This window comes from Brevundimonas sp., from assembly GCF_051858995.1.
In the GTDB taxonomy this organism is placed as follows: domain Bacteria; phylum Pseudomonadota; class Alphaproteobacteria; order Caulobacterales; family Caulobacteraceae; genus Brevundimonas.
Window position 1 is genome coordinate 64,171 of sequence record NZ_JBHYGN010000002.1, and the last position, 25,701, is coordinate 89,871.

19 protein-coding genes are annotated in these 25,701 nt (G+C 67.9%); 4 read left to right on the plus strand and 15 right to left on the minus strand.

Going from position 1 to position 25,701, the window contains the following annotated elements; translation table 11 throughout:
- Nucleotides 1–18 precede the first annotated feature (18 nt).
- The 5 genes from ACTIEF_RS03025 to ACTIEF_RS03045 all read right to left on the minus strand — a co-directional run bounded on the left by ACTIEF_RS03025 (nucleotide 19) and on the right by ACTIEF_RS03045 (nucleotide 4,843).
- On the minus strand, nucleotides 19–390 hold the full coding sequence (locus tag ACTIEF_RS03025; protein ID WP_439470721.1) for a nuclear transport factor 2 family protein: 372 nt from the start codon (nucleotides 388–390) through the stop codon (nucleotides 19–21).
- Nucleotides 387–788, minus strand: coding sequence for a nuclear transport factor 2 family protein (locus tag ACTIEF_RS03030; RefSeq protein ID WP_439470722.1), 402 nt, complete (start codon nucleotides 786–788; stop codon nucleotides 387–389). The genes ACTIEF_RS03025 and ACTIEF_RS03030 overlap by 4 nt, the downstream gene beginning before the upstream one ends.
- Before the next feature lie 116 nt (nucleotides 789–904).
- Entirely contained in the window at nucleotides 905–1,846 is a 942-nt protein-coding gene (locus tag ACTIEF_RS03035) for a winged helix-turn-helix transcriptional regulator (protein ID WP_439470723.1), read from the minus strand.
- Nucleotides 1,847–1,877: 31 nt separating this feature from the next.
- On the minus strand, nucleotides 1,878–3,506 hold the full coding sequence (locus ACTIEF_RS03040) for an AMP-binding protein (protein ID WP_439470724.1): 1,629 nt from the start codon (nucleotides 3,504–3,506) through the stop codon (nucleotides 1,878–1,880).
- Nucleotides 3,506–4,843 carry a spinster family MFS transporter gene (locus tag ACTIEF_RS03045; RefSeq protein WP_439470725.1) on the minus strand — a complete coding sequence of 446 codons (1,338 nt, stop codon included), beginning with the start codon at nucleotides 4,841–4,843 and terminating at the stop codon, nucleotides 3,506–3,508. Before ACTIEF_RS03045 ends, ACTIEF_RS03040 begins: the two co-directional genes overlap by 1 nt.
- Nucleotides 4,844–5,217: 374 nt before the next feature.
- Here ACTIEF_RS03045 and ACTIEF_RS03050 point away from each other — a divergent pair, with 374 nt between their 5' ends.
- Nucleotides 5,218–7,551, plus strand: a complete 2,334-nt coding sequence (locus tag ACTIEF_RS03050) for a TonB-dependent receptor (protein WP_439470726.1) — start codon at nucleotides 5,218–5,220, stop codon at nucleotides 7,549–7,551.
- Nucleotides 7,552–7,618: 67 nt separating this feature from the next.
- Here the strand turns inward: ACTIEF_RS03050 and ACTIEF_RS03055 are convergent, their stop codons facing one another.
- Nucleotides 7,619–8,806, minus strand: a complete 1,188-nt coding sequence (locus ACTIEF_RS03055) for an acyl-CoA dehydrogenase family protein (RefSeq protein WP_439470727.1) — start codon at nucleotides 8,804–8,806, stop codon at nucleotides 7,619–7,621.
- A 134-nt stretch (nucleotides 8,807–8,940) separates the two neighbouring features.
- Between ACTIEF_RS03055 and ACTIEF_RS03060 the strand changes: the two genes are divergently transcribed.
- Complete coding sequence (locus tag ACTIEF_RS03060; RefSeq protein ID WP_439470728.1) at nucleotides 8,941–10,455, plus strand: carotenoid oxygenase family protein; 1,515 nt, start codon at nucleotides 8,941–8,943, stop codon at nucleotides 10,453–10,455.
- Nucleotides 10,456–10,467: 12 nt separating this feature from the next.
- Nucleotides 10,468–11,685, plus strand: a complete 1,218-nt coding sequence (locus tag ACTIEF_RS03065; protein ID WP_439470729.1) for an acetyl-CoA acetyltransferase — start codon at nucleotides 10,468–10,470, stop codon at nucleotides 11,683–11,685.
- Nucleotides 11,686–12,244: 559 nt separating this feature from the next.
- Here the strand turns inward: ACTIEF_RS03065 and ACTIEF_RS03070 are convergent.
- From ACTIEF_RS03070 to ACTIEF_RS03110, 9 genes are read right to left on the minus strand one after another with little or no spacing between them, the layout of a single operon-like run.
- Nucleotides 12,245–12,712, minus strand: coding sequence for a PaaI family thioesterase (locus tag ACTIEF_RS03070; RefSeq protein ID WP_439470730.1), 468 nt, complete (start codon nucleotides 12,710–12,712; stop codon nucleotides 12,245–12,247).
- Nucleotides 12,709–13,662, minus strand: a complete 954-nt coding sequence (locus tag ACTIEF_RS03075; protein ID WP_439470731.1) for an NAD(P)H-dependent flavin oxidoreductase — start codon at nucleotides 13,660–13,662, stop codon at nucleotides 12,709–12,711. Before ACTIEF_RS03075 ends, ACTIEF_RS03070 begins: the two co-directional genes overlap by 4 nt.
- The gene (locus ACTIEF_RS03080) at nucleotides 13,659–15,377 is read right to left on the minus strand and encodes a class I adenylate-forming enzyme family protein (RefSeq protein WP_439470732.1); all 1,719 of its coding nucleotides are present in this window, start codon (nucleotides 15,375–15,377) and stop codon (nucleotides 13,659–13,661) included. The genes ACTIEF_RS03075 and ACTIEF_RS03080 overlap by 4 nt, the downstream gene beginning before the upstream one ends.
- Nucleotides 15,374–16,864: a class I adenylate-forming enzyme family protein gene (locus ACTIEF_RS03085; protein WP_439470733.1), complete on the minus strand. Its 1,491-nt coding sequence runs from the start codon at nucleotides 16,862–16,864 to the stop codon at nucleotides 15,374–15,376. Before ACTIEF_RS03085 ends, ACTIEF_RS03080 begins: the two co-directional genes overlap by 4 nt.
- Entirely contained in the window at nucleotides 16,861–18,090 is a 1,230-nt protein-coding gene (locus ACTIEF_RS03090; protein ID WP_439470734.1) for a thiolase family protein, read from the minus strand. The genes ACTIEF_RS03085 and ACTIEF_RS03090 overlap by 4 nt, the downstream gene beginning before the upstream one ends.
- Nucleotides 18,087–19,769: an aldehyde dehydrogenase family protein gene (locus tag ACTIEF_RS03095; protein WP_439470735.1), complete on the minus strand. Its 1,683-nt coding sequence runs from the start codon at nucleotides 19,767–19,769 to the stop codon at nucleotides 18,087–18,089. Before ACTIEF_RS03095 ends, ACTIEF_RS03090 begins: the two co-directional genes overlap by 4 nt.
- Nucleotides 19,770–19,771: 2 nt before the next feature.
- Complete coding sequence (locus tag ACTIEF_RS03100; RefSeq protein ID WP_439470736.1) at nucleotides 19,772–20,920, minus strand: acetyl-CoA C-acyltransferase; 1,149 nt, start codon at nucleotides 20,918–20,920, stop codon at nucleotides 19,772–19,774.
- Nucleotides 20,921–20,932: 12 nt separating this feature from the next.
- Nucleotides 20,933–22,402, minus strand: a complete 1,470-nt coding sequence (locus tag ACTIEF_RS03105) for a carotenoid oxygenase family protein (RefSeq protein WP_439470737.1) — start codon at nucleotides 22,400–22,402, stop codon at nucleotides 20,933–20,935.
- 57 nt (nucleotides 22,403–22,459) lie between these two features.
- Nucleotides 22,460–23,374 (minus strand): SDR family NAD(P)-dependent oxidoreductase, encoded by a 915-nt coding sequence (locus ACTIEF_RS03110; RefSeq protein WP_439470738.1) that lies wholly within the window; start codon nucleotides 23,372–23,374, stop codon nucleotides 22,460–22,462.
- A gap of 115 nt (nucleotides 23,375–23,489) precedes the next feature.
- Between ACTIEF_RS03110 and ACTIEF_RS03115 the strand changes: the two genes are divergently transcribed.
- The gene (locus tag ACTIEF_RS03115; RefSeq protein ID WP_439470739.1) at nucleotides 23,490–25,694 is read left to right on the plus strand and encodes a TonB-dependent receptor; all 2,205 of its coding nucleotides are present in this window, start codon (nucleotides 23,490–23,492) and stop codon (nucleotides 25,692–25,694) included.
- Nucleotides 25,695–25,701 lie beyond the last annotated feature (7 nt).

Genomic DNA, 25,701 nt, shown 5'->3' on the forward strand with positions numbered 1-25,701 from the left:
CAATCCCGAGGATGAAGATCAGGTCGCCGCCGGATCCTTCATCTGGAAATAATCGCGCCAGGCGGTGATCTTGCCGTCCGGCCCGAACTCGATGATGCCCATATAGGGGTGGGACACCTTCACGCCGTCGGCGTTGACGTAGTCCTCTCGGCCCTCGGTCAGGACCTGGGTGTCGTTCTGCGCCCAGTTGGTCAGGACCCATTCGGTCCGGGAGTGATTGGCCCAGTAGCGGGTGATGAATTTCTCCACCCACTCGATGCCGACCAGAGGCCGGGTGCCGACGTGGTAGTGGTACTCGATGGCCGGGTCGAAGGCGTCCAGGAACGCCGCCTTGTCGCGACGTCCCGAGACGTCCATCAACGCCCGCAGGCGTTCGATCGGCGCGGTCACGCCGTGGCCTTGGCGGCGTCCGGCTTGGCCGGGGCATGGACCTGCGAGGTGTCATAGTAGTCCCGCATGCGGCGGATCAGACCGTCGCGCAGCTCGAAGACCTGAACGAAGGGATTGTCCATCTTCACGCCCGTCGAACGGTCGACCAGGACCTCCATGCCCTCGACGAACAGCACCTCTCCGGCCTCGGCCGAGTGCACGATCCGCCACTCCTGCTGGTCAAAGCCCTGCTCGTAGTTGGACAGGAATTTGCGCATCTTGTCCTTGCCGATGGCGGGACGTTTCGTCGGGTGCCAGTGGTACTCGATGTCGTCGGACAGGGTGGCGATGAAGCCCTCGACGTCGCGCTTCTTCCACGCGGCCATCATGGCCTCGACCACCTTCATATGCTCGCCCATGGCGTCTCTCCCGTTTTGTCGTTGGAAGAACGCTAGGGGCATAAGTTTGTTTATGCAAGCGACGTGAACGACGCTTTCAAACGCGGACTTTCACGTCCTCGCGAGCGCTCCGACGATCAGGTGATGGTGTGGCCCTTGCCGGGCTTCAGCAGCACATCGGCCATCTTCAGACGGCCCTTGCAGCAGCTGCAATCGACCTCGCTGGCCAAGGCCGCGCCGCACTCGTGACGGATGCGGACCGGCGGCCCAGCCTTGTCCTTCAGCCAGGTCTCGGCCCAGTTCAGCATGGTCAGGGCGTGGGGATAGAGATCCAGCCCCTTCTTGGTCATCCGGTACTCGTACCGGGGCGGGGTGATCTCATAGAGCCGCCGCTCGAAGATGCCCGCGTTCTCCAGCGTGCGCAGGCGGTCGGTCAGGATGTTGGACGCGATGCCCAGCAGGTTCTGCATCTCGTCGAAGCGGTGGATGCCGAAATACTGGACGCTGACCACCAGCCCGGTCCAGCGGTCGCCCAGCAGGTCAACCAGCTCCAGCACCGGGGTCGTGTCGGTCGGCTGGCGTTTGCGGTGCATGCGCTGGACGGGCAGCTTCTCCATCCCCTGACCGGGGCCGGGCACGAAGCTGCAGCTGCGCAGGGTCATCAGTTCGCCGCAGGACGAGCAGCGCACCTCGGGCAGCATCGGCTTGCCGCAGACCGAGTGGATGAAGACCGTCGGCGCGCGGCGACCGGCCACGCCCCAGCGCACGCCCCAGCCCCACATCAGGATCATGCTGTCGAACAGGTCCAGCCCGCGCGGCGTCAGGTGATAGGCCATGCGCGCGCCCTCATCCTTGTGCGGGCGCTTTTCGAGGATGCCGTGGCGCTCCAGCGCCTGCAGGCGGCTGGACAGGGTGCTGCGCGCGCCGCCCAGCCGTTCGTGGAACTCCTCAAACCGGGTCGCGCCGAGGAAGGCCTCCTGCACGATCAGCAGGCTCCAGCGGTCGCCGAGCGCGTTCAGCGCCCGGTTCAGGGAACTCTTGGGAACCAGCCGGGTCTTCGGCGCGCCTTGGGAAGCCATGGCTTGTCTTAGCGGTCTCGCCGAACGGGATTCAAGCGGTCGATAGCTTCTGTCTGCGAACGGACAGACCGGCGGTCTCCCGATCGAAGGTTTCCGCCGTCACCCCCTCGGCCCGCAGGCCCGTTTTCTGGATCTTGTTTGTGGGGGTCTTCGGCAGTTCCGCCTCGACCCGCACATAGCGTGGCACCATGAAATGGGTCATGCGCGGGATCAGGTATTCGACCAATTCCTTCGGATCGATGGTCGCCCCGGCGATGGGGGCGACGGCGACCATCACCTCCTGCTCACCGCCCGGCAGGTCCACGCCATAGGCCGCCGCCTCGCGCACCGCCGGGTGGCCGCAGACCTCGATCTCGATCTCCAGTGAGGACATGTTCTCGCCCCGGCGACGGATTGCGTCCTTCTTGCGGTCGATGAAGAAGAAGCAGCCTTCCTCGTCGCGCCGCATCAGGTCGCCGGTGTGGAACCAGCCGTTGCGCCAGGCCTCGGCGGTCGCTTCCGGATCGCCCAGATAGCCGTGGCTCAGGGTCCAGGGATTGTCGGCGCGGATGACCAGTTCGCCGGGCTGACCGTGCGGCACCTCATTGTCGAAAGCGTCGACGATCCGGCACTCCATCCCCTCGCGGGCGCGGCCGCAGGAGCGCATCACCGTCTCGTTCACCGCGCAGATCAGCGGCCCCGACACCTCGGTCATGTTGAAGCCCGAGATGTAGTCGAAGCCGAACCGGTCCGCGAGCGCGACCGTGTCTTCGGTGATCGGGGCGAGGGTCACCATCCGCAGGGGATTGTCCCGGTCGTCTGGCTTTGGCGGCTCCTTCATCAGGAAGGCGGTCAGGGCACCGATCAGGCCACTGCAGACCGTCGATTCCGTCTCGCGGATCACATCCCAGAAGCGGCGGGTGTCGAAGGCCTCGAACAGGGCGACCGAGCCGCCGCAGGACACCGCCGCCGTGATCGCCGCGATGCCGCCGACGTGGAACATCGGCAGGTTCACCAGCATTCGGTCGCCGCCGTGCATATAGCCGTAGGTCACCTTGCCGGTCGTCCACTCCTGCACATAGGAGGTCAGCACCGCCTTCGACGGCCCGGTCGTGCCGGAGGTGAAGATCACCACGGGCACATCCCACGGATCGGACGGCACAGGGGTGTAAGTCGAGGCGTCGCCGGACAGGGCCGAGACGGGCTCGATCGCCACATCCAGATTGATCGGCCCCTTGGCCTCGCCGGTCAGGATCAGCCGCTGGACCGAACCCAGCGACAGACCCTCCAGTCGTTCGACCAGATCGGGATGGACGATCAGGATCGTCGCCCCGGTCTTGCGGATCGCATGCTCCAGCAGCTTGCCGCGGAAGCTGGTGTTGATCGGGGCCAGCGCCGCGCCGGCGGCGTTGGCCCCGAACCACGACCGCACCAGCGCCGCTGAATTCGGCGCCCAGGCGGCGACGATGTCGCCCTTCTTCACCCCGCGCTCCTGCAGGGCGGCGGCCGTCTCCAGCGCCTTGTGGCGGGTCTCGGCCCAGGTCCAGGTCTCGCCGGTCTCATAGCGGATGAAGACCTTGTCCGGCGTCTCGGACGCGTAGCGATCCAGCAGGCGAGGGATCACACACTCGTCCGCCGTCGGCGGCTTCGGATCGAACCACGGAAGCTTCAACGCGCCCATCAGTGGCCACCCTGCCATTCCTGGGCCTCGTCCACGCTGGCGCGGAAATGGGGCAGGGTCTTGATCAGGATGGCTGAGGCCAGGGTGATGCAGACGCCGCTGACGATGGCCAACGACAGGCCGATCTTCTGCGATCCGCCCAGCAGGGCGTCGCTGATCGCGGCCACGATGGTCGGGCCGCCCGCCAGCGAGATCAGGTTGCCGATCAGGAAGTAGATGGCGGTGACCTGGGCCCGGAACTGGTTCGGCGACACCGACTGCAGCGAGGTGGCGGGCAGGCTGTTCATCACGCCGGCGAAGAAGCTGAAGCCGGCCAGCGAGGCCACCGTCCAGCGAACGTCGGTGAACAGAGGCGTGGCGATGGCGAAGGGGATGCTGCACACCAGACCAATGATGGCGGCGTACAGCGGCGCGTCCTTGCGGCCCCGTGCGGCGAGGAAGTCGCTCAGCCAGCCGCCGATCAGGACACCGGGCGTCGCCGCCAGCAGCAGGACCGCGCCGTAGGTGAAGCCGACCTGCGAGGCGTCCCAGCCGTGGGTGCGGATCAGCACCGCCGGAATCCAGGCCAGGTACGAAATGCCCGCGATGCCGAAGATCGAGAACCCGATGATCATCGCGTAGAAGGTCTTCTTGCGCGCCCACATGAACTTCAGCACGCCCGCCTTCGGATCCGCCTTCACCAGCCCATGACGGGGCGGCTCGCGCACGATCAGGAACAGGGCGGCGATCAGCACGCCGGGCAGGCCGACCAGCACGAAGGTCTGCTGCCAGGGCGCCAGTTCACCGACGAAGGGCAGGGTCAGCGTGCCGTGGCGGGCGATCATGTCGATCACGCCGCCGCCGATCATCAGGGCCAGACCGGCGCCGATGTACGGACCCATGGAATAGACCGCCAGCGCCCGCGCCCGCATGCGGGGCGGGAAGTAGTCCGAGATCATCGAATAGGCGGCGGGTGACAGGGCGGCCTCGCCGATGCCGACGCCGACGCGGGCGGCGAACAGGGCCCAGAAGCTGTTGGCAAGACCGCACATCACGGTCATCACGCTCCAGACCATGATGCCGAAGAAGATGATCCAGCGACGGCTTCCCCGGTCCGCCAGTCGCGCCAGCGGCACGCCCATCAGGGTGTAGAAGAGCGAGAAGGCCAGGCCGGCCAGCAGGCTGAACTCGGTGTCGTTGATGCCCAGATCCGACCGGATCGGCTCGACCAGCAGGCTGAGGATCTGGCGGTCGATGAAGCTGGAGGTGTAGGCCACCATCAGGGCCGCGACCGCGAACCAGCCCCATGCGGGGTGCGGCCATATCCGGGGCTGGGAAGGCGACGTCGTACTGGTCATCGGCGAGGTCCGGTCAAGCGATCAATCTTAAGGTGAAAGTGACTAGGAGCAGCCGAAGCGCCCGACGGGGAGCGGATGTCGCACCGCATCGCGGGCCGCTGAAGCGGTCCGGTCCGATCGCTGTGACGTGTCGCCGATGTCTCCATGGACTCGTCTCAACTCCCTGTTCTTGCGCCGGTTTTCCGGTCTGCTCGATCCAGCGTCAGGGTTCGGGGCGGGCTTGCGAAAGCCGTTCCGGCGCCCCTGTCGCGGTCGTCCGGCAATGAAGCACGGAAGTCGGTCTGATTACAAAAGCTATTTGACAGTCTGAATACGCAAGTTACACCTAGCGCTGAAGCACCTCGGCTAAACGGGGGCTCAAGGGAGGATAGGGCGTGAACATTCGAGGTTCGATCAGCGTATCCGCACTGCTTCTGGCGGCTTCTCTCGGCGCGACGCCGGTGTGGGCCCAGACAGCGCCGCAGACACCGCCGCAAGACAACGCGACCCAGCTGGACGAGGTGATCGTCACAGCGACCAAACGGGAAGAGCGGCTCATCGACGTGCCCGTGGCCGTCACCGCCATCGGCTCTGAACAGCTTCAGAACTCGGGCGTCTCCGATATTCGCGAACTGACGGGCCTGGCGCCCAGCGTCCAGTTCCAGACCCCCGGCGGCGGCGCGGACTCGTCGATCCGCATTCGTGGCATCGGCACCACCTCGACCAATCCGGGCCTGGAGTCCTCGGTCGGCGTGGTCATCGACGGGGTGACCCGCGCCCGCACCGGCGTGGCCCTGTCCGAGCTAGGTGATCTGGAGCGGATCGAGGTCCTGCGCGGGCCGCAGGGCACCCTGTTCGGCCGCAACACCTCCTCGGGCCTGATCAACATCGTGACCCGCGCGCCCAGCTTCTCCGGCGTCGAAGGACGGATGGAAGGCACCTACGGCGACTTCTCGAACATGAGGGTTGCCGGAGCGATCAACCTGCCCCTGAGCGACAATGCGGCGCTGCGCGTCGAAGGCAGCTCCGAGACCCGCGACGGCTTCTATCCGGACGCCAACAGCCAGGAGACGCTGGACAATCTGGACCGCCAGTTCATCCGCGCCAAACTGCGCTGGGAGCCGTCGGACACCCTGTCGTGGATGTTCAGCGCTGACTACACCCAGCGCGAAGAGAACTGCTGCGTCGCGGTTCTGGCCATCGCGGGCCCGACCTATGGTCTGGTCAACACCCTGGCCGGGACGCGCGGTGACGTGGGCTACACCAGCACCAATCCGTTCGACCGCGAGGCCTCCAAGAGCAGCGGCCGGGTCAACTCCGAGAACATCGACGACTGGGGCTTCTCGGCCCAGGCCAATTGGGACCTGGGCTGGGCGGATCTGACCTCGGTCACCGCCTACCGCAGCTGGGAAGCCTCCCGGTCGCAGGACTTCGACCACTCCGGCGCGGATCTGGGCTTCTTCGCCCCGGACGGCCTGCACCAGAATTTCGACGTCTTCACCCAGGAAATCCGCCTGCAGGGGACGACCGGCATCGTCGACTGGCTGGTCGGCGCCTACTATTCGGACGAGGACGTTCGCAATGACTCCGCCTACCGGATGGGCGCGGACTATCCGCTGATCTACGGCGGCGCCGCGACCTTCCAGGCGACGACGCTGGCGGCCTTCACGCCGGGCGACGGCGCGCGGGGCGTGGGCGAACAGAGCGGGCGGGACATCTCGGTCTTCACCCACAACATCTTCAACATCACCGACCAGCTCAGCGTCACGGCGGGCCTGCGCTACACCAACAACAAGAAGTCGATCGACTTCTGGGGCCAGAACTTCAACCCGGCGTGCGACAGCGCGGTGGCGACGGCGGATGCGCCGGGCATCACCCGCTTCTGCGCCCCGTTCTGGGACACCCGCTTCAACCCGGCGGGCGACACGGACTCGCGCAGCGAGGACGCGGTCACCGGCACCTTCAACGTCTCCTATGAGTTCCTGCCGACGCTGACGAGCTACCTGTCGTACTCGCGCGGCTACAAGTCGGGCGGCTACAATTTCGACCGCGCGGGCTTCACCACCCCGGCGACGCCGAACGCCCGCGATCTGGCCTTCTCGGAAGAGACGGTGGACGCCTATGAGTTCGGTCTGAAGGGCGAGTTCTTCGACCGCAGCCTGACCGCCAACCTGGCGATCTTCCATCAGAAGTTCAGCGGCTTCCAGTTGATTGAATACACCGGCGTGAACTTCGTGGTGCGCAGCCTGTCCGAGGCGATCTCGGAAGGGGCGGAGCTGGAGGTGACCTGGCGTCCGACGCCGGGCCTGACCATCACCAACGGCCTGAGCTACACCGACGCCTACTATCCGACCAACGCCGGCAACTCGACCTACTCCGGCAAGGAGATGGAGCAGTCGCCGGACTGGGTGAACGTGACCTCGGTGACCTATGAGTTCCCGATCTCGGGCGACCTGACCGGGGTGGCCTATATCGACAACCGCTACAGCTCCGAGTTCTTCACCGGCGGCTTCGATCCGAACCGGGTGCAGCCGTCCTTCTCGGTGGCCAACGCCCGCTTCTCGCTGCGCCATGAGAGCGGCGACTGGGCGGTGGACCTGTGGGCCCGCAACCTGTTCGACAAGGACTACTACCGCCGGATCATCCCGGCGACCTTCCAGGCCGGCTCCTACTCGGCCTTCCTCGGTGATCCCCGCACCTACGGGATCACCCTGCGTCGCAACTTCTGAAGACGCTGCGTTTTCCTGAGCCTTGGGGCCCCGGCGTGATCCTGACGCCGGGGCCCTCTTCTTTTGCTCAGAAGCCCATCTGCTTGGCGGCGAGGTCGCGCAGGATCTCCTCGGAGCCGCCGCCGATGACGAAGATGCGGGCCTCGCGGTAGATGCGCTCGACGCGGTTGTCGCCGGTGTAGGCGCGGCCGCCGAGGACCTGCAGGCTCTCGCGGGCGCAGTGCTCGAGCGTGGTGGTGGCCTGGACCTTGAGCAGGGCCAGGTCGGCGACCGGGGTCTCGCCGCGCTGGAAGCGCCAGACGAGGATGTCGAGCAGGGCGTAGGACGCCTTCAACCGCTGGATCATCTCGACGATCTTGTGGCGCATCGACTGGTGGTCGATCAGCCGCTTGCCGAAGGTCTGGCGTTCGCGGGCAAATGAAATGGCCTCGGCGATGCAGGTGCGGGCCATGGCAAGGGTGGCCGAGATGCCGCTGAACCGCTCGATGTTGAACTGGCCGGCGAGCCCGGCGAAGCCGCGGTTCTCGACCCCGATCAGATTGGTGACCGGGACTTCGACATTATCGAACTGAAGCCAGCCGTTGTTGCGGTTGTACCATTCCAGGCCTGGCACCGGGCCGCGGCTGACGCCCGCTCGGTCGGTCTCGATCAGCAGCATGGACAGGCCGCCCATGCCGGGGCCGCCGGTGCGGACGGCGGTCAGCAGGAAGTCGGCCTTCATGGCGCCCGAGATCAGGGTCTTGCCGCCGTTGACGACGAAGACGTCGCCCTTGCGCTCGGCGGTGGTGGTGAAGGCCGAGACGTCGGAGCCGCCGCCGGGCTCGGTGACGGCGAAGGCGATCTTCTTCTGGCCCGCCAGCACCGGCTTGGCGACGCGTTCCAGCATCTCAGGCGCGCCGCCCGAGATGATCGGGGGCAGGGCGATCCACGGGGTGGCCAGGTCGGCGAAGACGACGCCGGAGCCGAGACGGAAGAACTCCTCGGCGAAGATGATGCGGTCCCACAGGTCGATGTCCTCGCCCGTGCCGCCGAGATCCTCGCGGAAGCCCATGCCGAGGATGCCGGCCTTGGCCGCCTCGACATAGAGGCTGTCGGGGAAGTCGGAGGCGGCGTCCCAGTCCTTCAGATTGGGGGCGATATGCGTATCCACGAAGGTCCGAAGCTGAGTCCGCCAGGCGTCGTGCCGCTCCGTCAGGAAGGGGCTGGGCGGGCGCAGGCCGTCGAAATCGAGCGCTGGAGCGGTGTGGTCTGCCATCGGTAATCCTCCCGTTTCGCGCCATCTTCGGCGTCGCTTTCAAACGGATACTAAAAGCCCTCGCCTTCTTCGACAAGAATGGTATTCTAACGAAAGCTACTATTTCCGGACCGTTGGTCCGCAAGGAGTTTTCGATGGGGTTCGAACCGACCGGCGCCGCCCGCGACGCCCAGCTGGGCAAGGTCTCGCAGCAACCGTTCAAGGTCACACTGAAGCCGAACGAGCATCCCTATATGACCGGAGCCTGGACGCCTCAGCATGAGGAGTTCACGGCCGAGGATATGCCGGTCATCGGGACCATCCCGACCGACATCGACGGCGTCTATGTGCGCAACACCGAGAACCCGGTGCATGAGCCGATCGGCCGCTATCACCCGTTCGACGGCGACGGCATGATCCACACGATCAGCTTTAAGGATGGCAAGGCTGCCTATCGCAACCGCTTCGTCCGCACCAAGGGCTTCCTGGCCGAGCAGGCGGCGGGGCATGCGATCTGGGCCGGTCTGGCCGAGCATCCGTCGCTGTCGCAACAGCCGGGCTGGGGCGCCCACGGCGGGCTGAAGGACTCGTCCTCGACGGATGTGATCGTCCATGCGGGCGCGATCCTGTCGACCTTCTACCAGTGCGGGGAAGGCTATCGTCTGGACCCCTATACGATGGAGCAGCTGGAGAGCGCCGACTGGTGTCCGCCGGAAGGCATTTCGGCCCACCCGAAGGTGGATGAGAAGACCGGCGACCTGCTGTTCTTCAACTACTCCAAGGCCGCGCCGCACATGCATTACGGCGTGGTCGGGCCGGACAACAAGCTGAAGCATTTCACGCCGATCCCGCTGCCGGGCGCGCGCCTGCCGCACGATATGGCGTTCACGACCAACTACTCGATCCTGAACGACTTCCCCCTGTTCTGGGAGGAGGAGCTGCTGCCCAAGGGGATCCATGCGGCGCGCTTCCACCCGGAGATGAAGTCGCGGTTCGGCATCCTGCCCCGCTACGGCACGGCCGAGGATGTCCGCTGGTTCGAAGCCGACGCGACCTACGTCCTGCACTTCCTCAATGCGTGGGAGGAGGGCGACGAGATCATCATGGACGGCTACTTCCAGGACAATCCGGTGCCCGAGACCAGCCCGGACGCCTGGCCGGGGCATGAGCGGATCATGACCTTCCTCGACCAGAACATGCTGCAGCCGAAGCTGCACCGCTGGCGCTTCAACCTGAAAACGGGGGAGACGACCGAGCAGCGGATGGACGACCGAGTGCTGGAGTTCGGCATCATCAACAACCAGTACGGCGGGGTGAAGTACCGCTACGCCTACAGCGCCGTGTCCAAGCCGGGCTGGTTCCTGTTCACCGGTCTGGTGAAGCACGACATGGACACCGGCGAGAGCTGGACCGTCGAGTTCGGCCCGGAACGCTACGGCTCCGAGCCCGGCTTCGCACCGCGCCTGAATCCGAAGTCCGAGGACGACGGCTATCTGATCACCTACGTCACTGACATGATCGAGAACCGGTCGGAATGCGTGATCTATGATGCGCTGAAGCCCGGCGACGGGCCGGTGGCGCGGATCATCCTGCCGGGCCGTCTGTCCAGCGGCACCCACGCCACCTGGGCGCAGGGGCAAACCATCCGCGCCTCCCAGGCCGCGGCGTAAGGACCAGAGCGTATGACCTACATCCTCGGCGGCTGGCAGTCGGACTTCTCGCGCAACTACGCCCGGGAAGGGCTGGAGATCGGCGATGGCTTCGCCGAGGCGGTGCACGGGGCGCTGGACCACACCGGTCTGGCCCCCGAGGACATTGATGTGGGTCACGTCGGGAACTTCGTCGGCGACCTGTTCACCGGTCAGGGGATGCTGGGCGGCTTCTTCGCCATGGCGGACGACCGCTTCACGGGCATGCCGGCCTCGCGCCATGAGGCGGCCTGCGCCTCGGGCAGTCTGGCGATCATGGCGGCGGCGGCGGACATCGAGTCGGGCCGCTACGGGACCTCGCTGGTGCTGGGTCTGGAGATGATGCGCAACGTCCCCGGCGTGACCGCCGCCGAGCATCTGGGCGCAGCCGCCTGGGCCGGACACGAGTATCTGGACGCGACCTATCCCTGGCCGCGCGCCTTCTCGGACCTGACTGAGGAATACGACCGTCGCTACGGCATCGACGAGCAGCATCTGCGCCGGATCGCCCAGATCAATTTCGCCAACGCCAAGCGCAATCCGAACGCCCAGACCCGGAACTACCAGTTCACCGAGGCCAGCTTCTCGAACGACGACGAGGCCAATCCGGTGATCGAGGGGCGGGTGCGCAAGACTGACTGCGGTCAGGTGACCGACGGCGCCGCCGCCATCATCCTGGCCTCGCCAGAGCGGGCGGCCGAGTATGCGCGCAAGCGGGGCGTTCCGCTGGAAAGCCTGCCGCGCATCAAGGGCTGGGGCCACCGCTGCGCCCCCATCGACTATGGCCGCAAGATCCGGGCGAGCGAGGGGCAGGCTTACGTCTTCCCGCAGGTGAAGCGCGCCATCGACGACGCCCGGGCGCGTGCCGGGGTGTCGCTGGATGATATCCACGCGGTCGAGACCCACGACTGCTTCTCGATGACCGAATACATGGCCATCGACCATCTGGGCCTGACAGCGCCGGGCGAGAGCTGGAAGGCGATCGAGGCGGGCGACATCGAGATGGGCGGCAAGCTGCCGATCAATCCGTCGGGCGGGCTGATCGGCTGTGGTCACCCGGTCGGGGCGACGGGGGTGCGGATGGCTCTGGACGCGTTCAAGCAGACGACTGGAACGGCGGGCGAGATGCAGGTCGAGGGGGCGCGCAACGTCCAGACCCTGAACATCGGCGGCTCGACGACGACGACGGTGAGCTTCCTGATCGGGATGTGAGGCGGGCAGTTTAGACGGTCGGAGAACACCGTCTAAACCGTCTAAAGAGTCTAATCCGTCTATCGGCTGGGTGGCTTTCGGGCGCTGCGTAGACGGTCGAAATATATCGTCTAAACCGTCTATCCCGTCTACGGCGTCTATCGAGTGGGCGCGTCGCCGACGTGGCGTAGACGGTCGGAAAACACCGTCTAAAGCGTCTATCCCGTCTATTGGGCGAGCGGCATGTCGAGGGTTCGGACGGGCCATTTCGACAGGATGGCATGCCGGTGCGTCACTATTGGACGTATGTCGGATTTGTCATCCCGGCCGACGCGAAGCGGAGAGCCGGGACGGATGCGCACCCTCAGTATCTCCCGGAAAGCGCGCAGCGGTTATCCGGGAGAAGAGCGGAGCGTGGAGCCGGCTGTCTCCCGGCTCAGCCCTGACGGGCTGTCCGGGAGCGCTTCAATGAGATGAGGCCAGCGTCCCGGCTCTCCGCTTCGCGTCGGCCGGGATGACAAGGGAGGGGTTCTGGGTCCCGACTTTCGTGGGGATGACGATAGCTTGAGGGGCGTGGGATTTACCGCCCCGCCCGGATCGCCACCCCCACCGTCCCCTGAGCGATCACCAGTCCGTCGGCGGTGCTGACCGTGGCCTCGACCACGGCTTTGCGGCCGTCGCGGAAGACGATGCGGCCGACGGTCTCCAGCCGGTCGCAGCCCATCGGGGCGGCGTTGAGGAAGCGCATCGACAGGTCGGTGGTCAGCAGGCTCTGGCCCGGCTCGAGGATGGTCATGACGGCGCTGCCGCCAGCGACGTCCACCAGCGAAGCCGAAACCCCGCCGTGGACCAGTCCCATGAAGTTGGCGTGGCCGGGGTCGAGGTCGCAGACGATGCGGACCAGCCCCTCCTCGAACTCGACCGGACGGGCGGCCAGCCGCTGGGGGTAGCCGCCGACGGTGTCCGCCTTCTGCGCCCAGCGCCGCAGAAGCTCGAGCCCCGTCGCGGTCGGGTCGAGGTCGAAGTCGACGGGAGCGATGGCCTTCACGCCGCCGCGCCCCGGGCCGTTCGTCCTCCGGTCTTCGACTGGAAGCGGGCGACGGCGGCGTCGTATTCGCCCGCGAGCTGGTTCACGATGTCGGCGACCGGTTCGACGGCCTTGACCGCCTCCAGCCCCTGACCGGCGGCCCAGATGTCGCGCCAGCGCTTGGTCGAGCCGCCCGAGGTGTAGTTGCGGTCCGGGGCGGCGCCGAGGTTGTCTGGATCCTGACCGGCGGCGACCAGACTGGGGCGCAGCCAGGAGGCCGGGGTGCCGGTGACGGACGAGGAGACGATCAGATCGTCCGGACCGGAGTCCACGACCATCTGCTTGTACTCCGGCTGGGCCATGCTCTCGGCCGAGGCCAGGAAGCGGGTGCCCATGTAGACGAAGTCGGCGCCTGCCGCGACCGCGCCCGCCACGCCCGCGCCGTCGCCGACGCCGCCGCCGACCGCGATATAGCCGTCGAAGAAGTCACGCACCGCCGAGATGAAGGCGAAGGGCGACAGGTGGCCGGTGTGGCCGCCCGCGCCGGCGCTGACGCAGGCCAGCCCATCGACGCCGGCCTCAGCGGCCTTCCTGGCCAGCTTCATCGAGACGACGTCGGCGAAGACCAGACCGCCATAGGATTTCACCGTCTCCATGACCGGCCTGGGCGAACCGAGCGCCGTGATGACGACCGGCGGCTTGTACTCGGCGATCAGGCGCAGGTCCTCGGGCAGGCGGGCGTTGGTCGAGTGGGTGATCATGTTGGCGATCCACGGAGCGTCGCCCGGCTTCAGCGCGTCGGTGATCGTGCCCATCCACGTATCGAGGTCCTCGACCGTGCGGCAGTTGGGGGTCGGGAAGGCGCCGCCGACGCCCGCCTTGCAGGCGGCGATGACCAGTTCCGGCCCGCTGATCAGGAACATGGGCGCCGCGAACACGGGCAGGCGCAGGGTGTCGAAGGGGGAGGTCATGCGGTCAGGGTCTCGGTGGTGACGCGTTGGCGAAGCTCCCGCTTGAGGATCTTGCCGACAGGGTTACGGGGGAGGGCCTCGACGACGTCGAGGCGTTCGATCTGCTTGTAGACGGCGATCTGGCGGTCGCCGGTCAGGAAGGCGTTGATCTCGGCCATGCTGGCGCTCTGCTCGGGACGGAAGACGACGAAGGCCGCGAGGCGCTCGCCCAGATTGGGGTCCGGGGCGCCGACGACGGCGGCCTCGGCGATGGCCGGATGGGCGACGAGATGGCTCTCGATCTCCTCCGACGAGATGTTCATGCCGCCGCGGATGATGATGTCCTTCAGGCGGCCGACGAACTTCAGATACTGGAGCCGGTCGCCGGCCAGCTCGAACAGGTCGCCGGTGCGGAACCAGCCGTCGGCGTCGAAGGCGCGGTCGTTGATCTCGGGCGCGCGCCAGTAGCCGGAGAAGATGGTGGCGCCCTTGACCCGCAGCTCGCCCGGCTGACCGGCGGCGGTGATCTCCTGCTCGGTCTCGGGGTCGATCAGGCGGGTGAAGATGCGGTCGTGCAGGACGCAGTTCCAGCGGAAGCCGTCGCCGAGGCGCGGGAACAGGCTGGCGCGGTCGGCGGCCTCGGGCAGGTCCTTCAGGGCCGAGGGGAAGGAGGCCCCCTCGTTGGAGCCGAAATAGTTGACGATCTGGACGCCGTATTTCTCGTGGAAGCCGCGCACCATCCACTCGGACAGGGGCGCCGAGCCCGAGCCGATGGACTTGAGCCGCTTGAAGTCGATGCCCTCCAGCATCGCTTCATTTTGCAAAAGCAGGTTGAGCACCGCGGGCGGGGCGACGGTGTAGTCGATCTTCTCGTCCCGCATCTGTTTCAGCAGGACCTGCAGGTCGAACGGATGGTGCTGGATCAGGGCGCCGCCCAGCAGCAGCCAGCCGATGAAGGCGGTGGAGATGCCGCCCATATTGACCATCGGGAAGGGGTTCAGCAGGCGCGCGCCCGGCTCCAGATCAGCGGCGTCGATGACGCCGTGGCCCATGATGATCCACTCATTGTGGCTGCGTGGGACGCCCTTGGGCTGGGCCTCGGTGCCGGAGGTCCAGCAGATGGTGACGATGTCGTCGGCGGTGATGCGGGCCGCCTTCGCCGCCTTCTGCGCGGCCTTGTGCTGGGCGGGGGTGACGCCGTCCATCAGGGGCTCGAGGTCGAGGCCGCCGGGCGGGCAGGTCGCGCCCAGGACGAAGATGTGGCGCAGGGTCGGGCAGGTCGCCTTCAGCCCGACCAGCATCTCGCCATGCATCTGCTTGCCGATGCGGTCGTTGGTGAGGGCGGCCACGGCGTCGGTCTTGCCGATGATGTAGCCCAGCTCATGCTCGCGGTACTGGACCGGGGCGGGGCTGACAATGATCCCCAGCCGCAGGCAGGCCAGATAGCTGATGGTCAGTTCGGCGATGTTGGGCAGCTGGACCACGACCACGTCGTCCTTGCCGATGCCGTGGGCGGTCAGGACGGCGCAGAGGCGGTCAACCGCGTCGGCGGTCTGGCGCCAGGTCAGGCGCTCGGCGGTCCCGCCGACGATGTCCGGGGCGTTGAACGGATCGACCAGGGCCTCGGTGTCCGGATGGGCCTTCACATGCTTCAGGAACAGGTCGTCCAGGGTGACGTCGCCCCACCAGCCCTTGGCCTTCATCTCGCGGATGCGGTGCTCGGGAATGACGATCATGGCTGGGCCTCCACGGCGATGTTGGCGTCGGGATAGAGCAGGCTGCGGACCTCGCCCCGCACGACCTTGCCGACCGGGTTGCGGGGCAGGGCGGGCATGAGGTGCAGGCGTTTGGGGGTGCGCACGGGGCCGATGGCCTCGCGCACGAAGGCGCGGATGGCGGCGTCGTCGACGAAGCGGGCGTCGACGGCCACGGCGGCCTCCAGACGCTCGCCCCAGACCGCGTCGGGCAGGCCGAAGGCGCAGGCCTCGCGCACGGCGGGATGGGCGTTCAGCGCGGCTTCCACCTCGCCCGGATAGACGTTGTAGCCGCCGGTGATGATCAGCTCCTTGGACCGGCCGATCAGGGTCAGGCGGCCGTCGGCGTCGATGCGGCCGATGTCGCCGGTCTTCAGCCAGCCGTCGTGACGGGAAGCAGCGGTCAGCTCGGGCGCGTCCAGATATTCGGTGCGGGCCAGATCGCCGCCGACGACCACTTCGCCTTCGCCTTTGGTCAGGATCCGACCGTCGCGGGTCAGGACGGCGACGGGCGTGCCCGGGAAGGGGCGGCCGACGCTGGCCAGGAGGTCGGGATTGGCGGTCTCGGCGGCGTTCAGGCCGGTGATGGCCATGGGGGCCTCGGTCTGGCCGTAGAGGCTGGAGAGGACCGGGCCGAAGCGGCAGACGGCCTGCGCGACACGTCCCGGCGACATGGGGGCGGCGGACCAGGTGAGATGGCGCAGGCGCGGGAAGTCATCGGGACCGAAGTCCGTCTCGCCCATCAGCAGGGCGATGAGGGTCGGGGGCATGAAGACGACGGTGGTGCGGCGCTTCAGCTCGGACAGGATGGCGCCGCGGTCAGGCGTGGGCAGCAGGACGTGCGCGCCTCCGGCGGCCAGGACCGGCAGGATGTAGTGGGAGGAGCCGTGGGTCAGGGGCGCGACGGCGAGGTTCACGTCGTCGGCGGTGAAGCCGTAGAACTGCTGTAACGAGCGGAGGGCGGCGAGGCCGCTGGCCTGCGACTGGACCACGCCTTTCGGAACGCCGGTCGAGCCGCCGGTGAATTTCAGGGCGAAGGGGGCGGCGGGATCGTCGAGGATGGCGGCGGGGGCGGCCTTGGGGAGGTCGGCCAGCCAGTCTTCCAGCGACAGGGGATGGGTCGTCGCGCCCATCTCCGATGCGGAGGCGGCGTCGTGCAGGGTCAGGGCCAGTCCGGCGCGGCGCTGGAAGTCGCTGTTCAGCCCGGCGCCGTTGCGCGGGTTGAGCGGGGTCCACACCGCATTGGCGCGCAGGATGGCGAGGTAGGCGACGGCGTGCCGCCAGCTGTTGGCGGCGCAGAGGCCAATGCGGTCGCCGGGCTGAATCCCGCGCGCGGTCAGGTGGGCGGCGGCGCGCTCGACGAGGGCGATCAGTTGGCCGTGGGTCAGGGTCACGTCGCCGTCGAACAGGGCGGGGCGGTCGGCCTTCGCGGCGGCGTTTTCGTAGAGGGCGTGGATCGGATGGGTCATGCGGCCCGCCGTTCCAGAACGGTGACGACGGTGGCCGCCTCCTCGACGCCGAGGAAGCCGCCGCCGTTCTCGGCCACGGCGACACGGGCGCCCTCGACCTGGCGCGGCCCGGCCTCGCCGCGCAGCTGGGTGGTCAGTTCGAACAGCTGGGCGAGGCCCGTGGCGCCGACCGGATGGCCCTTGGCGACGAGGCCGCCGGAGGGGTTCACCGGAGTCTTTCCACCGAGGGCGAAATCGCCCGCCGCCACGCGGGCGCCGACGCTGCCGGGCTCGGCCAGGCCGAGGTTCTCGATCTGCTGGAGTTCGGCGTAGCTGGTGGCGTCATGGACCTCGGCGAGGTCGATCTCGGCGGGGGCGATCCCAGCCTGTTCATAGGCGGCGGAGGCGGCGCGACGGCCGATGTGGTTGTCGAAGTCGCGGGCGTCGCGGGCGCCCGCGCTGACCAGAACGCAGCCCCGGATTTGGACGGCGCGGGCCTGGGCGTTCAGCCGCTTCAGGCCGCGCGCGGAGCAGACAATGGCGGCGGCGGCGCCGTCGCTAACGGGCGCGCACATGGCGCGAGTGAAGGGGAAGACGATGGGCTTGTCGGCCAGCACCTGCGAGGCCGTCATCGGGGTGCGGTACTGGCTGCGCGGATTGTGCTGGGCGGCGGTGTGGTTCTTGGCCGCCAGCAGGGCGAGGTCCAGCGGTGTCGATCCGAAGCGGGCCATGTGGGCGCGGGCCTGGGCGGCGTAGAGGTCCATGAACAGGCTGCGGCCATCGGTTGGCGGCTCGCCGCCCATCTGGCGGATGTAGTCCAGCACGCCGTCGCGGTCGTGGATGTCGGTGCCGCCCGCGAAGGCGGCGGCGACCTGATCGGGGCGGTCGGGGAAGACCATCTTCTCGACCCCGACGACGAGGGCGATGTCTCCGGCTCCGGCGCGGATCCAGTGGAGGGCCTGCAGCAGGGCGGTGGAGCCGGAGGCGCAGGCGTTCTCGACATTGACGACGGGAATGCCGGTCAGGCCGAGGGGGCGCAGGGCGATCTGGCCGCGCACCGTGTTCTGGCCCTCCAGCATGGGCTGGCGGGTGTTGGAGAACCACGCGGCCTCAATGTCAGCGACAACGGCTCCCGCGTCGGACAGGGCGGCGGCGACGGCCTCGGCGGTCAGCGCCTTGACGCTGTCGCCCGGCCGCTTTCCGAAGGCGGTCATGGAGACGCCGGCGAGGAAGACGTCTTGGCTCATGCCAGCGGCCGCCGTCGCTGGACGATGCGGAAGCGCGAGGCGACGAAGGCCAGGTCGGCGAGGCAGGCGTTGCCCGCCGGGTTGAGGCCGGTGACGTGATAGTCGCTGTAGGCGGCGGCGAAATTGATCCACATCGCGCCGGTCAGGTTGATCGAGAGATTGGCCCCCGCCGCCTCATAGGCGGGCGTGACGCGGTCGATGAAGGCCTCATCGGTCGAGTAGAGGTAGGACGAGATCGAGCCCTTGGTCTTGGCCAGCCAGGTCGCCTCCATCACCGCCTCATCGGACGGGCGGGAGACGAGGAAGAGGACCGGGCCAAACCGCTCCTCGGCATAGATCTCGGGATCGCTCGCGCCCTCGATGGCGATGACCAGCGGGGTCAGGGTGCGGGCGTTCGGAAAGTCGGGATGCGGATAGGGGGCGGCCTCGCGCAGGACGCGGGCGCCGGGCGCGGCCTCGGCGGCGCGGCGGGCCTGTTCGACCACGTCGAGGCTGACCTGCCCCTGGATGGCGCCCATGACCCCAGCGGCCTGAGACGGGTCGGCGGCGAGGGCGTCGATCTGGTCGACGATGGCCTGCGACATCGCCGGGAACAGGTTGGGGGCGATGTAGATGACCTGCGGGCTGGTGCACATCTGGGCCGAGAACAGGCTGGACGAGCGGGCGATGGCGCGGGCCACGGGGGCGACCTCGGCGACGCTGTCGATGACCACGGTGTTCACTCCCGCCGTCTCGGTGAACAGCAGCTTGCCGGTCACCGTCCGCTCCAGGTGGCCGCCGTATCGGGGGCTGCCGGTGAAGTCGATGATCTGGACGTCGGGGTGATCCACGAACCGGCCCGCGACGGGCTCGGCGAGTGTATCGGCCGCCAGAGTCACGAGGTTCGGATCGAAGCCGAAATCGGCCAGCACGCGACGGCAGGTCTCGACACCGATGGCCATGGGCAGGATGGCGATGGGGTGGGGCTTCACGATCACCGGATTGCCGGTGGCGAGGCTGGCGAAAATGGCGGGCCAGGCGTTCCACGTCGGGAAGGAGGCGCAGCAGATGACCAGCCCGACCCCGCGCGGGACCAGTGTGTAGGTTTTCTTCAGCGCGACCTGATCGGCGCCGAAGGGGCGGTGGTACTCCGCCTCGCGCGTGACGTCCCGCATGGCCTTGGCGGCGTAGGCGAGGGCCTCGACGCCGCGGTCCAGCGCATTGGGGCCCGAGCCGCTGAAGGCCTGCACATAGCTCTGACCCGCCACATGCATGACGGCGTGGGCCATCTCGAAATTGCGGTCGTAGAGGCGCTGGGCCATCTCGACGCAGAGGGCGAGGCGGAGCTCGGGATCGATCTCGCGCCAGCTCGTCATCGCGGCGACGGCGGCGGCGACCAGGGCCTCGGGATCGCTGACCGGATAGCGGATGCCCAGCGGCTGTTGGGTGAAGGGCGAGACCTCCTCGCCGACGGTTTCGCCCGTGGCGCCGGGCTGGTGCAGTTCGAACGTGGTTCCCAGGCGGGATTCGAAGGCGGCCTTGCCGGCGCCCGGCTTGTCGGGGCCGTGGATCTTCGTCGAGGGGGAGTCGCTGAACGGGCTCCAGGCCGCGCGGGTGCGGACGGCCTGGATGGCGGCGTCCAGCGTCGCGGCGTGGCGCGCGATCAGTTCGGCATGACGATCCGACCCGGCCCCGTACATGGTCAGCCGACCCGCTCGACGATCATGGCCGCGCCGACGCCCTGGGCGCCCGCGGCGACGACCAGACCATAGCGGCCCTCGGCGGCGTCCAGCGCATCGAGCAGGGAGGACAGCAGGATGGCGCCGGTCGCGCCCATCGGATGGCCCTTGGCGAGGTGGCCGCCGCCGACATTGACCTTGTCGACGTCCACGTCCCGCTCGCGCAGGAATTTCACGATGGTGACGGCGAAGGCCTCCATGAATTCGATCCGGTCCATGTCGCCCAGCGTCAGCCCGGCCTTGGCCAGCGCCCGGTCCATGGCGGTGAAGCCGGCGGTCAGCGAGGCCTCGGGATCGCCCCCGGCCTCGGCGTAGGCGACAATCCTGGCGCGGGCGCCGTCGGCGGCGGCGCTGACCAGGGCCAGCCCGGCGCCGTCGCACATGGGCGGGGCGTGGGCGACGGTGTGGCGGTGGTCGATCTTCCGGCCGTTCAGCGCCTCGGCGTACTGCTCGCCCAGCGGGGCGAAGGCGGCGGGCATGGCGGCGAGGCTGTCGGCAGTGGTCGAGGCGCGGGCGGGTTCCTCGGTGTTGAGGCCGTTCAGCGGGATACGCGACTTCGTCAGGGCCGTGCCTTCGGCGGCGGCAGTGCGTTGCTGCGAGCGCAGGGCCGCCTCGTCCATCTCCTGACGGGTGACGCCGATGTCTTCGGCCAACCGGTCGGCGGCGACGACGACGGGGATGTAGCGGGTGCGCGGCGGGAAGCTGGCGTCCTCATAGTAGTCGGCCTTGTCGCCCATGAAGGGGACGCGGCTCATCATCTCGACCCCGCCCGCCAGAGCGGTCTGCGCGTCCCCGGCGGCGACCATGTTGGCGGCTTGTCCGATCGCGGTCAGGCCCGAGACGCAGTAGTTGTTCAGGCTGAAGGCGTAGGCGTCGTCCGGCAGTCCGGCGTGCATCTTGGTCACGAGGGCGACGTTGGCGCCCTGCGCCCCCACCTGGCCCACGGCGCCGAGGATCAGGGCGTCGGCCTTGTGGGCGGCGCCGCCGTTGCGCTGGTCGAGGGCGTCGATCAGGCCCGAGACCAGTTCATGGGGTTTCAGGGAGGCGAGACCGCCGTCGGGGCGGGCCTTGGCGCGGGGCGTGCGGACGGCGTCGACGATATAGGCGGTCATACTGTTCTGTCCTCAGGCGGCGATCTGGGCGCCGGGCGCCCAGGTCCCGTGGAAGCCGGCGGGCACGCGGGCGGGCAGGGGGATGCGGGCGATGGGGCCGGCCTCGAAATCCTTGGCGGCCAGCACCTGAACCTCGGACTGGCCGGTGGCTTCGTCGGTGGTGAAGACGATGACGTAGCCGTCGTCCTCATCCACCGCGCCGACGCGGGGCGCGAAGGCGGGCTCGGAGCCGCCGACGCCGGGGGCGAACTCATGGGTCTTCGCGGCGCCGGTGTTGAGGTCGTATTTGATCAGGCCCGAGAAGCGTTGAAGCTCCTGCGGGGCCATGGCGACGTGATAGGACCAGTTGGTCCTGCGGCCAGTGTAGTCGAGATTGACGACCGGGAACTCGCCGATGCGGTCGTCCAGCTGGCGCTTGCGGACCTGGCCGGTGACCATGTTCATCCGCCACTCGACCGGCACGGCGTTGAGCGCCAGCACGTTCACCATCGAGGCGTAGGGGCCATAGGCCGGGTTCGGCGGGAAGCCGTTCGGCGTCATCATGCAGGCGGTCATGACGACCTCGTCGCCGTCCTCCCAGCAGTTGACGACGTGGTAGATGTAGCAGGTGTCGGTTTCGAACCAGCGGACCTGATCGCCGGTCCCGGTCTTCGGCACGACGCCGAAGCGGGCGGGCTGATCGGCGACCTTGATCTGCCACATCGAGTTGCGCAGCCCGGCCTCGGTGAAGACCACGGGCAGGTCGTGCAGGATGATGTAGTTCTCGGTCAGGCCCATGTCGTGCGGCAGGCGCGGCCCGGGCAGGTCGACCTTCTGGAAGTTCGTCAGCTGGTTATCGGCGCTGACGACGCCGAAGGTCATCCACGGCTCGTAGAGCGAATAGTCGAAGAAGCAGAACTCGCCGGTCCTGGGGTCGACCTTGCCGTGGGCCGAGACGTGGCGGGGCAGGGCGCCGCCGAAGGTCTCGTTGCCGATCGTCTCCAGCGTGCGGGCGTTCACCCGCACCGGTTTGCCCGAGATGTACCACAGCGCCATCAGCGAGCCGTTGTGGAAGACCAGATCAGTGTTGGCGGTGTCCTTGTAGACCAGCTCGCCGCGCTTCGAATCCGGACGGGTCCGGGCCGAGGGGGCCAGGACGCCGCCTGCGTGGATGTCGAGCCCGGCCTGTTCGGCGCGGTAGTCGTCGGTGCCGACGTAGCGGTTGCGGTACTCGGCCTTGCCGTTCTCGAAATGGATGGCGTGGACCATGCCGTCGCCGTCGAACCAGTGATGCAGGCCGGACGGGGCGTCGGCCGGGTTCGGCCCGTTGCGGACGAAGGCGCCGTAGAGGTCCTTTGGTATCTCGCCGATGACCGGCAGGTCGAGCGCCGTCGTCTCCTTCGCCACAGGCTCGTAGAGCCCCTGCAGATAGGGGTTCATCTCGTTCAGCGGGGTCAGCTCGCCGGTCTCGATCCGGCGCGCCGCGGTTGCGTCATCGGCCATGGTGCGGCTCCTTAAGTCTCAGAATGCAATCTGCCTAATTTGGTCCATCTCTGCAAGTTACTGCAGGCGAACCGCGGTCGCGGGGCGGGCCTTGAGGAAGGCTTCGAAGGCGGCGTTGCCGTCCGGCGGCAGGGTCCAGTCCTCCAGCGACATGAGGGGGCCAAGGGCGGCGTTCAGGTCGTCGGGCGAGACTTCGCCGGGCGGCTGGAACTGGACGCCGGGGCCCTCGATCCGCACCGCGCGGCGCACCTTGCCCGCGCCCGCGACCAGGGTCTCGCCGTTCAGCGGACAGCCTTCGCTCATCAGCCAGCTGACGACGGGGGCGACGTATTCGGGCGGCATGGCCGAGCCGACCTCGTCGGTGACATAGGCCTCGGTCATGCCGGTCAGGGCATAGGGGGCGACGGCGTTGGCTTGGACGCCCCTGGAGGCGCCCTCCAGCGCGATGACCCGCATCAGGCCGATCAGCGCGGCCTTGGACGAGGAGTAGGCCGCCATGCCGTGCACCCCGTGCAGGCCCGCCGCCGAGGTGGTGATGACGATCCGCCCGGCGCCCTGATCGCGCATGTGGCGGTAGATCGGCAGGGTGGCGCTGACGGTGCCGAAGAAGTTGATGTCGAAGACGGCGCGCAACTCGGCCATCGTCTGCTTGTGCAGGCTCCTGGCCTCGGGGGCGCCGGCGTTGTTCACCAGACCATCGATGCGGCCGAAGGCGCTGAGCGCGGCGTCGAGCAGACGCTCTCCGGCGTCGTCCTGCTCCACCGCCAGGGGGCAGGCGACGGCCTCGCCGCCCGCGGCCCGGATGCGCTCGACCACGGACTCCGCCGAGGCCGGCTGGCCCGACGCCCGGGGCCTTGTGTTCACGACCACCCTGGCCCCGCGCGACGCGAGATCCAGCGCATAGGCCAGACCCAGCCCCCGCCCCGCTCCCGTGACCACGATGACCCGGTCTTTCAATGACCGTTGTTCCATCGGCACCTCCCTGCTTGCGTAAAAAGACTTGCAAACTTGGTCTGTTGGCGCAAGCTACTCTTCCAGTCGAGCTTCCGATCAACGAGAGGCCGCTGCCCTGGGGAGGGAAACGCTGATGAAGTTTGCACACGCCACAACTACGTCCGCCGTCGCTCTGGTCGCCGCCGCGGCCCTCGGCTCACCGGCTTTCGCGCAGTCCGCACCGCAGGAAGCGCCAGCCGCCGCGACCCTGGACGAGGTCATCGTGACCGCCCAGCGGCGCGAGCAGAGCCTGCAGGACGTGCCGATCGCCATCACCGCCTTCAACGCCGAGACGCTGGAGCGCACGGCGGCGACGGGCATTCAGGACATCGCGGCCAAGGCGCCGGGGGTGACCCTGACCCAGTTCAACATCGGTGAGCCGCAGCTCTACATCCGGGGCGTCGGCACCTCGAGCGACTCGGCGGCCAGCGACCCGTCGATCGGCTTCTCCATCGATGAGGTTTCCATCGGTCGTTCGGGCGCCAGCGCCCTGTCCTTCCTCGATATCGAGCGGGTCGAGGTGCTGCGCGGGCCGCAGGGGACCCTGTACGGCCGCAACGCCTCGGGCGGCGCGCTGAACATCTACACCCGCAAGCCGGTGTTCGAGGATTCCGGCAGCATCACCGCCCGCGTCGGCAGCTTCGACGAGTACGGGCTGGAAGGCGTGATCAACCGCCAGCTGGGCGACGACTCGGCCATCCGCTTCGCCGCCCGCTACACCACCAATGACGGCTACGCCGAGAGCCTGCCGAGCGGCGAGGGGCTGGAAGGCGGGACCTCCTGGGGCGCGCGCCTGTCGTATCTGAAGGACATCGGCGACTGGAGCGTGCTGGTCAGCGGCGACTACTCCGAGGACGATATGGACGGCCACGCCCGGATCCCGGTGACGGCGTCCGGCACGGCCCCGGCCTTCGTCACACTGATCAATACCCTGCGCAACGGGCTGGACCGTCGCCAGAGCTTCTCCTCGCCCGACAACTATCAGGAACGCACCAACTACGGCCTGACCGCGCGGGTCGAGCATTCGGGCGACGCCTTCGATTTCGTCTCCCTGACCTCGTACCGCGACAATGACTATTCGTGGCGGGACAATCTGGGCGGCCTGCCATTCCCGGCCTTCCCGCTGGAAGTCGACGACCGGGCGTCCGAGGCGGCGAAGCAGTTCAGCCAGGAGTTCCGTCTGGTGTCCAAGCCGGACTCCGCGATCAACTGGGTCGGCGGCGTCTACTTCTTCCAGGAAGAGATCGAGCGCACCGAGCGGTTCATCGTGCGCGCCGCCCTGCCCATCGCCCCGCCGTCGTTCGGCGGCGACACCACCTTCTTCCAGGACGCCACCAACCGCAGCTTCGCCGCCTTCGGCCAGGCGAACATCCCGTTCGCCGATATCTGGGAGCTGACGCTGGGCCTGCGCTGGACCAGCGACTATCGCAAGATCCATCAGGTCGCGATTGACAACGAGGGCGGGGCCAATCCGCCGGTGGGCATCCCGCTGGGACCGACCGGAAACCCCTACAACGTCAGCGGCTACACCCACTTCAGCGAGCCGACGTGGAAGATCTCGCTGGCGGTCGAGCCGGTCGACAACGTCCGCTTCTATGCAAGCTATGACCGCGGCTACAAGGCGGGCTCGTATCCGTCGACGGCGCAGTCGGGGACGCAGGCCCTGATGCCTCTGGCGTCGGAGCTGCTCGACAACTACGAGCTGGGGGTGAAGTCGACCCTGTTCGGCCGTTGGCGCTTCAACGCCGCGGCGTTCAAGCTCGATTACCAGGACCTGCAGGTCTACGAACTTCTGGGTCTGGCGCTGGTCACCTCCAACGCCGAGGCCGAGGTCGAGGGCTTCGAAATCGAGACGGCGCTGGCCGTGACCAACAACCTGACCATCGGCGGTTCCTACACCAGCCTGGACGCCAAATTTACCTCGAACGCGGTCTCGGGCTCGCTGGTCCTGCCCTACAACGGCAACAGCCTGCCGCGCTCGCCGGACAGCCAGTACACGATCTATATCGACAGCGAATGGGATGTGGCCGGCGGGGTGCTGGCGGCCCGCGCCGACTACCAATGGAGCGACGACTTCTACTTCGATCCGTCGAACAATCCGGAAGTCCTGTCGCCCGCCCACGATCTGGTCAGCGCCTTCCTGTCGTGGGAAGCGCCCTCGGGCCTGAAGGTGTCGGTCTACGGCAAGAACCTGACGGACACCGAGTACCAGACCCACATCATCAAGAATGTGGGCGTCGGCTTCAGCGTATTCGGCGCGCCGCGGTCGTTCGGCCTGGCGGTGACGCAGAGCTTCTAGGACCGGG